Origin of the sequence: Pseudomonas sp. OIL-1, from assembly GCF_010669185.1 — a bacterium.
Classification (GTDB): Bacteria; Pseudomonadota; Gammaproteobacteria; order Pseudomonadales; family Pseudomonadaceae; genus Halopseudomonas; species Halopseudomonas profundi.
On record NZ_CP048629.1, the window covers coordinates 2222119 to 2235207 of the forward strand.

Below are 13089 nucleotides of genomic sequence, written 5' to 3' on the forward strand. Positions count from 1 at the left end.
CCAATCGATAAACTGGAAGCGTATGAGCATCAGTTGACGGGCTGGTGCGTCACCGGAAGTGATGTCCGGATTGAGGTGCCGGGAGAGACCCATAAAAACGTGCGTGTCTATAGGGTCTTCTCGATGCGCTGGCTGCAGCCGGGATGAACCTGGCTACGGGAGGGCAGCCCAACGAGATGCAGGTCAAGACAGTGCTGTCCTATGGACACCAAGGCACTGAGTCATATGGTTTCCCTGTTTTCTCTCGCAGCCAATGCAGATGACGAAAAGGCATCGTTTCTGCGAATGGACTACCTGGCCGAACATACTCGGGTGAAGATCGAGCGATGCGCGCTGCTGGCCGAACTGCCGAAGATGTTGAAAGCTTACAGCTGCACGGCGGCACGCGATTTGATGGCCGCGTCCATGTCCGGGTTGAAGGCGCACTGTCACAATCCGCTGCTCGAGACCGTTGCAGACCCACACTAATTGCGGGTTTGCCTGAGGCGTCTGTTGGCTGGTGTGCATTCATCTCCCATCTTTCTCGCTAGAGACAAATGAGACAGTGTCTAGACGGAAAAGCCAGCGGTCGGTGGGTTGCTTTTCGTAGCGGCGTTGTGACCTGGGCGTCGAGCGTCGGCGAACGCAGTCGATGCTGAGCGGCGGTCTGGATGGCAACAACGCGTACCGCCGTCGGCAGGTGTGGTGCAACGGTGAGCTGACCGAGTGGTTATGCGAAAGAACGGGACAGACGCAATTCTTAAGTTGGATAAGCCACTCCCCAGTCAGACGCAGTCGCTCGGAGCAGACCGTTTCTGGTGCCGGTCTAATCTGGATCGCTGTTTAAGAAGTTAAAGGCACGATTCACGTCGCTGATTGATCCGTAGCCCCAGAGCTTCGTCGAAACCTTACACGGCCAATCTCCTGCATCGCTGGGCCTGCGTTGATATAAAATATTGATAGATATCCGCACATCGGAAGGAGCTTTATGAACGGATGCATCGTAGAGCCTGCTCAGACTCAAGAACATGAAATGGTGCTGGACCGAGATACAGGTCGATGGCTCAGCCTGCTGGAATTCATGGGAGGAGAGGATTATGGCAGTGTAATAAGCGAGCGTCGCGTCGCTTTACGTATTCAGTTGATCGAGGGGCAGAGTAGATACGTTTGCCCAAAGTGTGAGAATGCAATGATTCTCGCATCTATAAAAATTAGAGACCGGGCCGTCGAACGCTTCTTTTTCAAACACCTACGAGACGATGGCTCGTGCACGGGCCTCGGCGGGTCCGGAGCAAAAGCCATTGACGCAAGGCGCTTCGCCCAGGCTAAAGAAGGGCATGAACATAAGCAACTGAAAGGTATGCTTCTCGAGAGCCTGGCTGCAGATGCTTCTTTTTCCGAGACGATGTCAGAGAAGCGGTGGTGGGATATCGATGGCGTCAGTTGGCGTCAGCCTGATGTTCGGAGCTGCAGGAACGGTCTGCGCGTCGCATTTGAAGTACAGTTGTCGACCACGTTCCTTCACGTTATAGCCGAGCGCATGGCGTTTTATCGGCGAAACGAGGGGAGGCTTCTGTGGCTTTTTAGGGATCTAGAACTGGATCTGTTTCGTTTGTCTGAAGACGACATCTTTTATGCGAACAACAGAAACGCGTTTCGTATTACGAGAGAGACTGTGCAGCTTTCGCAAGTGAACAAGAGGTTCGCTCTTGAGTGTATGTGGCTTGAGCCGGTTTTGGCAGGTACGGAAATCGTCGAACGGATTGGACGCAGTATAGTCTATTTCGATCAATTGACTTTCGATAACAGCTATGCAGGCGTGCCCCGCGCATATTTTTTCGATTACGAATCAGCCAGGTCGGCAACGCAGGCGAAGCTGTATACAATTCAGTTGCACGAACACGACGCTAGCCTGCGAAAAGACTTTAACCGTTTTTACTTGTCGTTCCTGGCGGAGCAAATCCATGGTGAAGAATTCGACCGTACCTGGTCTGATTTCATGGTTCGTTTTTTTCAGCGCGGTATTTTGCTACCGGATCGGCCGGTTCGCAGTGATGGCCTGCACTTTTATCTCGTTGCTGCCTACTCGGCTAGAGCAGGAATGCCCGTAGGCACGCGTCACACGGACCTCGTAAAGGTCGGCCATTATTTGGTCGATCAACGAAAGCGAACGATTTGGTTATTTCGATTGATGCTGGAGGCGCACGACCGCGCAGCGACCATGAAAATACATGATCCAAAAAAAAATTGGCTCGCCAAGGCGAAGGGTTACAGAGCTGCGCTGAAACGGGGCGATGAGAAATACATGCCAAACCGCGATTTCGATCCTCTCCTTAGCTTTCTTTTTCCTGAGGTGGCCCACAAATTGATTCTTCATCCCAAAGACGTTCTAGGCATACCAACCTAAGCGGCCAACTGATGCTGATCGAGGCCGACTCCGTTGTGGATCACATTATCAACCTGCTCATGCCATGACAGCAAAGCGAGACGTATGACATGGAAGTCGGCATGGTGTTGCGAGTCGAGCAAGGTGAAATCGAGGAAGGGAGAACGTCGCAACTGTTAACCTGCTCGAACGGGAAGAGATATTTTGCCCGGGGGCATCCTTATTTCGGACTTGCTGAAGGTCCGGCTAATTTTGAGCGAACCGTCATATATAGAAAAACCAAACCAGAGCGCCCGATTCTGATTGATGATGGGATCTGAATGCGGCTAGGAGCAGACACGACACTGCCTTATGAGCGCGCTCGGGCAGTACTGCGTACCAGGCTGTTTTTGCAGCAGCTACTTGGCGACACGGCTTTGCCGCACGAACTGCGTGACGAAGCCAGGGCGCTGTTGCGGCACTACCCGGAAAATTTTCATCTGGAAGCCATTGGCGAGATAGAAAAGCGGCTGTGTGGCTTGAAGACAGACGACCAGCAGCTTGCTCTGTTGTTAAGCGGAAGCCCTCGTTTCAGTCCATCTGAAGAGTAACCAGGAGCACGTCGCTCCGTTGTAGAGACGTTAGAGAAATCATGGAATCGACCGAATTTGTACCCGAGCTCAGATTCATCCAGGCTACCCGGGTGGTTACCTGGTACGGAAGAGCGTGCTGAGGAAGTACCGACAATAATATTTTTCAGCAGCAAAGTACGGAGGGTATGATCAGGCCCTTACCGCCGCGATCAAAATACGCAACGAATGGGTTGCGTTGGGCTCTGGTTTCCATTCGACAATGCCCGGAAAGCATTAAGCAAGCGCTAACAAGGGTGCGAAAAATCCCATCTTGAAAACATGGCTAAATGGTGCTCCTAAGGTGGTCATGAACGTTTCCTAGAATTTTTTTATTTTTTTGATCAAGGGTAAGCGCCAAGAACCTGCATTTGTTTTCCATAGTCAAGCCATACCACACTGACTCCACCGCAACCACAACGGGAATGCCAGATCAGCATCGAGCTTAAACAATACTGTCAACAGTATGTAGCCGATTGGCGAGCATCCGGGCGGCTTCTAATTCCACGATCAACACGCATTGCTCTAAAACATCCTTGTCGCCCATGACAGCTAAAGAAGCTTATTTTTATCGAGCGAACCACTTCCAGCACATTTACCCGATGCGTCTGAATCTTTACGCTAAACCGCTAACGCTTGTGCCGGGAGAGGGTGTCTTGAGCTCACAGGCGGCATTCCTTAGCCGTCCCGGAGCTGGATTGGTGGATAGCGCGCGCCCTACCTAGCTATCTGATGTGATTGGGTCGAGTTTCACCTGTGCAAACTCAAGATTTACCGACCTTCGCGTAAATTTTTGCGTGGGGCCCATTCACCTGTGATTCCCAGGCTTTTGGCGTCTCGTCGAAGTCGAACTCGGCATAGTCCACAGTAATGTTTTCCGTGGTGGTGATATCCAGCAAGCGTTCCCAGATTTTGCGACGGTCAGCCGGAGGGCGTTGACCGGTGCCGATGCATGAAAGCGTCCTGAACAGGAGGTCAGCGATATCCAGATTGAGTTGCCGTCCCGCACCGGTGCCGACGGTTACGATGCGCGCTCCCCATCGCGTTGCCTTCAATGCATTCAGCATGGGCTGCCCACACACCAGATCAAGCACTACGTCATAACCTTCTCCCGCTTCGGCCTTGAGTGCCGCCACATCAGTTTCGTCGCCCTTGAGGCATACCGTCGCGTCGGTAATTCCGCGCTCTTTCAAGCGTGCCAGAGCTGCTTCACTTCTGCCTGCGGCAACTACCTTGCCCGCTCCCAGATAACGGGCAAGCTGCAGGGCGATCTGCCCGAGCGTGCCGGTACCGCCGAGGATCAATACGGTCTCACCGGGTTGAATCTTTGCGGTTTCCAGCGGGATCAGCGCGCCGGTTGCGGCAATACCCATGGTAATGGCGGTACGGTCATCGATATGGTCCGGCACCTCCCAGACTTCTTCGGCAGGGACCAGTGTGCGCTCGGCCCAGGCGCCAAAAGGCAATACAGAACGTTCGCCAAAATACACGCGCTTGCCTTCCGCCGTGCGACCGACGCCCTCGCCACGGATGACGCAGGGATAGGCTACGCCGAGTCGATACGCGCCGAGCACGTCCCAGCCGCCGAGGCCTGCAGTATCAACGTCGATCAGTATCGCGCCGTCCTGGGCTTCCGGTTCCTTGAAGTCCTGCATAACGGGGAGGGCGCCGCGTTCGGTAATGACAGCTGCTTTCATTGTTATCTCCTGTTGCCGACAAATGCGTGAGAGAGAAGCTCCGGCTGATGTCTGGCATGTTTGTGCGCTGTAGTGGGATATGATTCTGTAGTAAGATTGATATTCTGTCAAAAGAACGGGGCGCGGCGAATGCAGGATTTCTAAAGTCTCTTCGCGATACTCCGATCCAAGCACCCGCACTTGGTGGATACCGGATGAGTTGGTTACAAAACCGCAAAACGCAGTTCAAAATCTACAATGGCCCGGCAGCTGGCTGGGGTGCGTTGCTGAGCGTTACCCATGCGTGGCTGAACAGCGAACAGCCCATCAAGAACATCAAGGCGTTGCTCAGAACCAATCAGCAGGGAGGCTTTGATTGCCCCGGTTGCGCCTGGGGTGATTCACCGGAATCCGGTGCGGTCAAATTCTGTGAGAATGGCGCCAAGGCGGTCAATTGGGAAGCGACCAGCCGCCGGGTGGACGCCACATTTTTCGCTCGGCACGGCGTTACCCAGTTGCGTGAGCAAAATGACTACTGGCTTGAATACCAGGGGCGCTTGACGGAGCCGGTGCGCTACGACGCAGCGACCGATCGGTATCTTCCGATCAGTTGGGATGCTGCCTTTGCGTTGATTGCCGACCACCTCAATCATCTGGAATCTCCGGATCAGGCTGAATTTTATACGTCGGGTCGTGCCAGCAACGAGGCGGCTTTTCTCTATCAGTTGTTCGCCCGTGCCTACGGTACCAATAATTTTCCCGATTGCTCGAACATGTGCCACGAGGCGAGCGGTGTAGCGTTGAATGGGAGTCTGGGAACGGGTAAGGGCACGGTGACCTTCGAAGACTTCGAGCACGCCGACGCCATATTCGTTCTGGGGCAGAATCCCGGTACCAATCACCCACGCATGCTTGAGCCGCTGCGGGATGCTGTCAGGCGCGGCGCGCAGGTGGTGTGTTTTAACCCATTGAAGGAGCGCGGGTTGGAGCGATTTCAGCATCCGCAGAAGATGTCGGAAATGCTCACCAACCGGTCGAAGCCGATGCATACGGATTTCTTTCGGCCGGCGCTGGGTGGTGACATGGCCATTCTCCGGGGCATGGCGAAATATCTTCTGGCATGGGAAAGAGACGCGCAACGCCGCGGGGTTTCCGGCGTACTGGACGATGATTTCATTCTCATGCAGACCGATGGATTTGCCGCCTATCTGGAGGTGCTGGATGCCACTGGCTGGGAGCACATTGTCGAGCAATCAGGCCTGAGTCTGGGTCAGATCGAGAGGGCCGCCAAGCTCTATTGCGAGGCGTCCAACGTCATCTTCTGCTGGGCGATGGGCATCACCCAACATCATCACGGCGTGGCGACTATTCAGGAAATCGTAAACCTGCAGCTATTGCGCGGCAACGTCGGACGCCCCGGTGCTGGCCTCTGTCCGGTGCGCGGGCACAGCAATGTTCAGGGTGACCGCACCATGGGCATCAATGAAAGGCCGCCGCAGGACTTCCTCGACCGGTTGGCGGAGAGCTTTAGTTTCGAGCCGCCACGCCGCGATGGCCACAACACTGTTGAAGCCATCCACGCCATGCTCAAAGGCGAAGCCCGTGTGTTTGTAGCGCTGGGTGGTAATTTTGCGCAAGCCACGCCTGACAGCGTGCTGACCCATCAGGCACTGAGCAACTGTGCGTTGACGGTGCAGATCAGTACCAAGCTCAATCGCAGCCATCTGATGGTGGGCAGGGACGCTCTGATTTTGCCATGTCTTGGCAGAACGGATATCGACCAGCAGGCAACAGGCCCTCAATGCGTCACCGTTGAAGATTCCTTCAGCATGGTGCACGCATCGTTTGGGCAACTAGAGCCTCTGTCAAAGCAGATGCGCTCGGAACCCTGGATCATAGCCGGCATCGCCAAGGCCACGCTGGGCAACCATCCCTTAAACTGGCAAGCGATGCGTGACGACTATCGGCTGATCCGGGACGCCATTGCCCGGACGGTGCCCGGTTTCGATCAGTTTGAAGACCGTCTGAAGCAGCCTGGCGGCTTTCACTTGCCCAACTTGGCCAGCCAGCGTGTGTGGCGTACCAGTACCGAGAAGGCGCGTTTTTCAGCTACCTCCCTGCCGGGTAGTCTGATTCACGAGAAGGTTCATGCCAGTGAGCAGAGCCACGATCTGATTGTTCAGAGCCTGCGCTCTCACGATCAGTACAACACCACGATATACAGCCTGAACGACCGCTATCGGGGCGTATCCGGGCAGCGCGAAGTATTGTTCATCAACCAGGCGGATATTGACCGGTTGGGCTTCGAGGCCGGCGAGAAGGTTGATCTGGTTTCGTTGTGGGATGACAGAGTAGAACGGAAAGTCCGAGGGTTCACGCTGCTTCCCTACGACATTCCGGAAGGGCAGGCAGCGGCCTATTACCCAGAGATCAATCCGCTGGTGCCGCTGGATAGTTACGGTGTTGACAGCTTCACGCCAGCATCGAAGTTCATACCGATCAAGCTTTATCCGAGTGATTTCGGATCGAAGCACCAGTTAAGGTTTGTCCATGGATAGGTCAGTAAGTCGCTACCCGCCAGGATGTATGCACGAAAGGCCTCGATTAGCTATGTTGAGGCTTTAGGCTCAAGCTTGGCTGCAATGCTGGCATGGACCCCCCGGAAGCCCTTCTGAAGGGAAGCGCTCCGGGGCGCGTTAATAATGGCAGAAGCGATTTGATCGTTTTACTCCGGCGACTTTTCTCGTTGCCTTTGGGAGCACTAACCTTCGCTAATGCAGCTGGCCACTATCTTGTGACCATCCGGATCGCGTACATAGGCTGCGTACACATTCGGCCCCACGTCCCGAAACCCCGGGGCGCCAGCATCCGTTCCTCCTGCCTCCAGGGCACGCTTGTGGAATTCATCCACTGTGGCTCGATCCGCCGCTGCAAAGCCTACGGTCAGGCCGTTGCCTACACTGGCGACGTTGCCGTCGGCTGGTTTCAGCACTACGAAGCGCGGGCCTGCGCCGCCCCAGAGCGATGCCGTTTCCATGTTGCCGAGGTTTTCATAACTCAGTGCGCCAAGCACTGAATCGTAGAAGATGCGAGCTCTGGATAGGTCGTTGGTACCTACAGTGACGTGTGAAAACATAGGGCAGTTCTCCTGGTTGGAGCGCGTTACATGGCGCTCAGTTGATCGCAAGGTTTCTCGGGCGCGCGGAGCATTTAGCCATCCATGCCTAGCAATGTGGTGATGTCACGTCCCGGTTCCGCATCAGTACCGTAGGAAAAGTCCCCCCGGCGCTGGCGCTTAGCCAGTTGTTCCATCTGGTAGCGGTATCGAGTGCCAGGTGCGTCGAAGCGAGAATGCAGGTCACGCCTGTCTGATTCGTCCAGATAGCGCTGGTTCTGCGGACGTACCACTGAGTTGTCCTGAGGCTGGATGATGTAATTGATGCGCGGCATCAAATAGCGAAAAGGAGAGGGCGCTGCGGTGGTGTTGAAAGTAACGTCGCAACGGGAGCGATGCCGTCCTACCGGCAAAAACGGTTGCAGATTAGGAACGTCGTAACCAGGTCGAAATCGGGGGTAGGAAATGCAGACATTGCTGCGCAAGTGAATATGTAGCACGGCACGGAAATCCTGATACTTGGCGCGTATCCCACCCACCCAGCGCATCACCGGCGCGACTGACTTTTGCGTGACCATACGGGTCCTGGTTACCGTTTCGGACGTCCATTCGACTTCGACGACGTCGGATTCGGAGATGCCGTCGCCTATGGTATTGGCATGCAGGAAATCGGCGTGGGTCAGGTCTATGAGGTTTTCCACCGAGAGCGCCGATGAGGCGTCGAACCGGACCGTCCGCTGCGTGTAGCCCGGGATATTGCCGTCCAGGGGCAGGAAGGGAATATGTGGCAGCAGCTGAATATCTGCGTGATCGGGGTTGCCATACCACGCCCAGATATAGCCGTAGCGCTCGATGACAGGATAGCTGCCGGAGCCTCCGGTGAAGGCGCTGCTGGCGTGGCGCAGGGCTGCCAGCCGCGATGGATGGAACTCTGCTGCCTGAGGTATACCGTTTTCACGCCAGAGAAAGTAAGGCTGGGAGTGGATGATCCGGCGGATTGGCCTTGAGCTCACGTCGCGACTGTGCGAGACCGGAAACCAGGTGTCGTGCAGATCATAATTGACCGGAGTCCAGTCGGAGGGACGCTTGCTGCGCTGCCCTGCGACAGTGTCGTTGGTGGATACAGTGTGCATTGTGAATTCTCCTTGGGACAATCAGACGGCGGCGCGTACAGGAATCAGCGATTGATCGCGTAGCCGGTCCAAGTCACGGGAGGGTGCTACCAGCAGAGCGGCTAACGCTTCGCCATCGACATGGGAGTTCACCCGAAAAGGTGGGCGTTGTGCCCGGCGCGCTGCACGCCAGCGCAGCGGTGCAACGCCGCCCTCGCTTCGGTGCAGAAAACCTCGCCAACAGAGACTGGTGGTACCGCGTCGGTTGGCTCCCGAGGCAATGAAAACGGTACACAGCGGCGTTTCCTCCTCGGTGAGAAGGTCGACGCGAATGTCGCCTCCGCATACAGGAACGGACGTACGGACGATCAGGGGATAGTCGACAACGAATTGCGGCGGAAGCACCCTGGTAGACCAGACTGCACCTCGATCAAGGACCAGATGGTTATCCTTCAGACAGGGATCGCCCAGAAAGAAATCGGTCATCTTTACCGCGTCAAAACTGATCAGGCAGTGGGGTCCATCAAGCATTGCGGCAAGATATTCCTCGTGCAGAATACTGACGGTGGCCGCGCCGGTATATTCGCGACCTTCAGGCTGATAAGTTGCCGCAGGCACTGACTCGTTCGGCTCACCTTCCCCTAACCAGACGTGAACAAATCCGTTTCGTTCAGCCACCGGATAGGCTCGCGCCGCATATCGGGCAGGCACTCGTTCATCGACGTGCAGGTTGGGTATCGCCGTGCAAGCGCCACTGGCGCCGTCAAATGTCCAGCCATGGTAGCCACACTGAATTCCGCTCTCTACAACGCAGCCAAGGGATAGGGGCACGCGGCGGTGAGGGCAACGGTCTTCCAATGCAAACGCCTGACCTTGCCTGTCCCGAAACAGGACCAGCTCCTCGCCATTGCAGACGACTGCCAGGGGTTTTTCATTGTTTACGGCCTCGGACAAAGCCGAAGCCCACCAAGCGCTATTAGCCATCAGGGTCTACCTCGTTGTTGTTGTTTTAGTGTTATGTGCAGCCTTCGCCTTGCTGAAGATGCCTGGAAATACTTTAGGCTGGCTCGGCATTTTGATCAAATGAAAGTAGACAGATATCTTATAAATGTTCAAATCTGTTAATTTGTAAGGCATCATGAATACCCAGTTACCGGTAGTCACCAGGCGCGGAGAACCACCAATGCCGACCGTAATTTTCAATTTTTCAGATGATCGTCAACAGGTTGTAGAAGCCGTTGCGGGCCAGACGCTTATGCAGGTTGCGGCCAACCACGGTCTGGAAGGGATCCTGGGTGATTGTGGAGGGGCGTGCCAGTGCGCTACCTGCCACGTTTATATTGACGAGTCATGGCTGGACCAGTTGCCGGAAATGGATGGTATGGAAGATGACATGCTTGAAGGTACCGCTGCTCCCCGGCTTGCACAGAGCCGCCTGGGCTGTTGCGTGATCCTGGAGGCTGTGCATGAGGGCATGGTGGTGACTCTTCCACCAACACAAATCTGATGAAAAGTGGCGCGGAGCCGTCCCCGGCTCCGCGCCGGCGCTGGTCAATCGCGCTCGACTGCCAGCGCGACGCCTTGGCCGCCACCGATACACAGCGTCGCCAGCCCTTTCCTGGCATCACGCCGAGCCATTTCATAGAGCAGGGTAACCAGCACACGGCAACCGGATGCGCCAATGGGGTGACCCAGGGCAATAGCGCCGCCGTTGACGTTGACCTTCGACACATCCCATTCCAACTCTTTGCCGACCGACAGGCATTGAGCGGCGAAGGCTTCGTTGGCTTCGATCAGGTCCAGTTCCGCGATAGACCAGCCGGCTTTGCTCAGGCATTTCTTGCTGGCTGGCACCGGTCCGATACCCATGATCGCCGGATCCACCGCTGCGCTGGCATAGCCCTTGATACGCGCCAGCACCGGCAAATTCAACGCCTTCGCCTTGTCCGCCGTCATGAGCATTACCGCCGCTGCGCCGTCATTCAGCGTCGAAGCATTGCCGGCGGTGACGCTGCCGTCCTTTTTGAACGCTGGACGCAGGCCTGCCAGGCTGCCTTCAGAGGTGTCGGCCCTGGGTTGCTCGTCGGTATCGAAGGCAACGGGATCACCCTTGCGCTGGGGAATCATCACCGGCGTGATTTCATCCTGGAAGCGTCCGGCACTGATCGCCGCATTGGCGCGCTGCTGGGAAAGCAGGGCGTAGGCGTCCTGGTCTTCACGGCTGACCTGATACTGGCTTGCCAGGTTTTCGGCGGTGATGCCCATGTGGTAGTCGTTGAAAGCATCGATCAAGCCATCTTTCAGCAGGCTGTCTTCGAGTTGGGCATGGCCCATGCGCAGGCCGGTGCGCGCCTTGGGCAGCACGTAGGGCGCCAGGCTCATGCTTTCCATGCCGCCGGCAATGATGATCTCGGCATCGCCACAGCGGATCGCCTGGATGGCCATGTGCACGGCCTTGAGGCCGGAGCCGCACAGCTTGTTCAGCGTCAGCGCCGGGGTGCTGAACGGCAGGCCTGCATTGATCGCCGACTGGCGGGCCGGGTTCTGGCCGCAGCCGGCGGACAGCACTTGGCCGAGGATGACTTCATCAACCTGGCTGGCGTCCAGGCCGGTGCTGCTCATTAACGAGCGGATAACGGTGGCGCCCAGTTCAACCGCAGGCACGTTGGCCAGCGAGCCTTGAAAACTACCGATGGCGGTACGCGTTGCTGCGACAATGACGACGTCTTGCATGATCTTTTCTCCAAAAAAAACGTGGCTACCGCAATGGTGAGCCACGTAAAACCTTCAACGGGCAGCACTCCCCAGTGCAGCTTGGTCAGCTACTCCGGAAACCAGTGAAGCCTACCCTGCAGGGTAGGCTAATATTTGTTTTGATATTGCTCGGTCAGCACCGGGCAACCGGTCGCTTCCTGCAATGCCTGGACGGTGATGCCGGGCGCCAGTTCGAGCAGTTCCAGGCCAGCGTCGGTGATGTCCAGCACCGCCAGATCGGTGATGATCCGGGTGACGACGCCAAGGCCGGTCAGGGGAAGCTCGCACTGCTTGAGAATCTTCGGGCTGCCGTCCTTGGCGTTGTGCTCCATCAGCACCACGACGCGCTTGACGCCGGCGACCAGATCCATCGCGCCGCCCATGCCCTTGACCATCTTGCCGGGAATCATCCAGTTAGCCAGATCGCCTTTCTCCGACACCTGCATTGCCCCCAGGATCGCCAGGTTGATATGTCCGCCACGGATCATGGCGAAGGAGTCAGCGTTGTCGAAAAAGCTGCTGCCGGGCAGGCTGGTAACGGTCTGCTTGCCGGCGTTGATCAGGTCTGGATCGACCTTGTCTTCCTCCGGGAAGGGGCCGATGCCGAGCAGGCCATTTTCGCTCTGCAACCACACATCCATGCCTTCGGGAATATAATTAGCCACCAGCGTAGGCAGCCCGATGCCGAGGTTTACGTAAAAGCCGTCAGCCAATTCCTGAGCGGCTCGTTGCGCCATTTGTTCGCGTGTCCAGGCCATGATCAAGCGCTCCGTGTGGTACGTTTTTCGATACGTTTTTCCGGATTGGCATTGAGCACAATCCGCTGTACATAGATTCCCGGCAGGTGAATCTGATCGGGATCGAGCGCGCCGGTTTCGACGATTTCCTCGACCTCGACAATGCAGATCTTGCCGGCCGTCGCCGCTAGGGGATTGAAGTTGCGCGCGGTCTTGTTGAACACCAGATTGCCGGATTTATCAGCCTTCCAGGCTTTGACCAGGGCCACATCAGCCGTCAGCGAGGTTTCCATGACGTACCACTCGCTGTTGAACTGGCGGGTTTCCTTACCTTCGGCGATCAGCGTGCCGTAGCCGGTCCGGGTATAGAAAGCCGGAATCCCGGCGCCACCGGCGCGCAGCTTTTCCGCCAGGGTACCCTGGGGCGTGAATTCCAGCTCAAGTTCGCCTGACAGGTACTGGCGCTCGAACTCCTTGTTCTCGCCCACATAGGACGAGACCATCTTGCGGATCTGGCGGGATTCGAGCAGCAGCCCAAGCCCGAAACCGTCAACGCCAGCGTTGTTGCTGATAACGGTGAGATCCTTCTTCTGCGTGTCGCGCAGGGCTTCGATCAGCGCTTCGGGAATACCGCACAACCCGAACCCGCCGACCGCCAGCGTCATGCCGTCGTCGACAAGCCCGGCGAGGGCCTCCCGAGCGTTAGGATAGATTTTGTTCAT

Annotated in this window: 13 protein-coding genes; 5 read left to right on the forward strand and 8 right to left on the reverse strand. The window is 56.5% G+C overall.

Annotated elements, in window-relative coordinates:
* The first annotated feature begins 225 nt into the window (after window positions 1-225).
* Together G3M63_RS10415 and G3M63_RS10420 are read left to right on the forward strand one after the other, a co-directional pair.
* Window positions 226-468, forward strand: coding sequence for a hypothetical protein (locus tag G3M63_RS10415; protein ID WP_163983013.1), 243 nt, complete (start codon window positions 226-228; stop codon window positions 466-468).
* 499 nt (window positions 469-967) lie between these two features.
* The gene (locus G3M63_RS10420; protein WP_150300555.1) at window positions 968-2386 is read left to right on the forward strand and encodes a DUF6035 family protein; all 1419 of its coding nucleotides are present in this window, start codon (window positions 968-970) and stop codon (window positions 2384-2386) included.
* Here the strand turns inward: G3M63_RS10420 and G3M63_RS10425 are convergent.
* Window positions 2383-2538, reverse strand: coding sequence for a hypothetical protein (locus G3M63_RS10425; RefSeq protein WP_163983015.1), 156 nt, complete (start codon window positions 2536-2538; stop codon window positions 2383-2385). The two genes, G3M63_RS10420 and G3M63_RS10425, sit on opposite strands and share 4 nt — an antisense overlap.
* 147 nt (window positions 2539-2685) lie before the next feature.
* Between G3M63_RS10425 and G3M63_RS10430 the strand changes: the two genes are divergently transcribed.
* Window positions 2686-2955, forward strand: a complete 270-nt coding sequence (locus G3M63_RS10430) for a BPSL0761 family protein (protein WP_150300553.1) — start codon at window positions 2686-2688, stop codon at window positions 2953-2955.
* Between the two features lie 782 nt (window positions 2956-3737).
* Here the strand turns inward: G3M63_RS10430 and G3M63_RS10435 are convergent.
* Complete coding sequence (locus G3M63_RS10435; protein WP_150300552.1) at window positions 3738-4670, reverse strand: zinc-binding alcohol dehydrogenase family protein; 933 nt, start codon at window positions 4668-4670, stop codon at window positions 3738-3740.
* Between the two features lie 194 nt (window positions 4671-4864).
* Between G3M63_RS10435 and G3M63_RS10440 the strand changes: the two genes are divergently transcribed.
* Window positions 4865-7207, forward strand: coding sequence for an FdhF/YdeP family oxidoreductase (locus G3M63_RS10440; protein ID WP_163983016.1), 2343 nt, complete (start codon window positions 4865-4867; stop codon window positions 7205-7207).
* 203 nt (window positions 7208-7410) lie between these two features.
* Here G3M63_RS10440 and G3M63_RS10445 read toward each other — a convergent pair whose 3' ends face one another.
* The 3 genes from G3M63_RS10445 to G3M63_RS10455 all read right to left on the reverse strand — a co-directional run bounded on the left by G3M63_RS10445 (window position 7411) and on the right by G3M63_RS10455 (window position 9860).
* Window positions 7411-7785 carry a VOC family protein gene (locus G3M63_RS10445; protein ID WP_163983018.1) on the reverse strand — a complete coding sequence of 125 codons (375 nt, stop codon included), beginning with the start codon at window positions 7783-7785 and terminating at the stop codon, window positions 7411-7413.
* Window positions 7786-7859: 74 nt separating this feature from the next.
* Entirely contained in the window at window positions 7860-8897 is a 1038-nt protein-coding gene (locus G3M63_RS10450) for an aromatic ring-hydroxylating dioxygenase subunit alpha (RefSeq protein ID WP_163983020.1), read from the reverse strand.
* Window positions 8898-8918: 21 nt separating this feature from the next.
* A complete protein-coding gene (locus G3M63_RS10455; protein WP_163983022.1) occupies window positions 8919-9860 on the reverse strand; it encodes a Rieske 2Fe-2S domain-containing protein in 942 nt (313 codons plus the stop codon).
* Between the two features lie 199 nt (window positions 9861-10059).
* Here G3M63_RS10455 and G3M63_RS10460 point away from each other — a divergent pair, with 199 nt between their 5' ends.
* Entirely contained in the window at window positions 10060-10383 is a 324-nt protein-coding gene (locus G3M63_RS10460) for a 2Fe-2S iron-sulfur cluster-binding protein (RefSeq protein ID WP_150300547.1), read from the forward strand.
* Window positions 10384-10427: 44 nt separating this feature from the next.
* Here the strand turns inward: G3M63_RS10460 and G3M63_RS10465 are convergent, their stop codons facing one another.
* The 3 genes from G3M63_RS10465 to G3M63_RS10475 all read right to left on the reverse strand — a co-directional run bounded on the left by G3M63_RS10465 (window position 10428) and on the right by G3M63_RS10475 (window position 13089).
* Window positions 10428-11609: an acetyl-CoA C-acetyltransferase gene (locus tag G3M63_RS10465; RefSeq protein WP_150300546.1), complete on the reverse strand. Its 1182-nt coding sequence runs from the start codon at window positions 11607-11609 to the stop codon at window positions 10428-10430.
* A 128-nt stretch (window positions 11610-11737) separates the two neighbouring features.
* Entirely contained in the window at window positions 11738-12388 is a 651-nt protein-coding gene (locus tag G3M63_RS10470) for a CoA transferase subunit B (RefSeq protein WP_150300545.1), read from the reverse strand.
* 2 nt (window positions 12389-12390) lie between these two features.
* On the reverse strand, window positions 12391-13089 hold the full coding sequence (locus G3M63_RS10475; RefSeq protein ID WP_150300544.1) for a CoA transferase subunit A: 699 nt from the start codon (window positions 13087-13089) through the stop codon (window positions 12391-12393).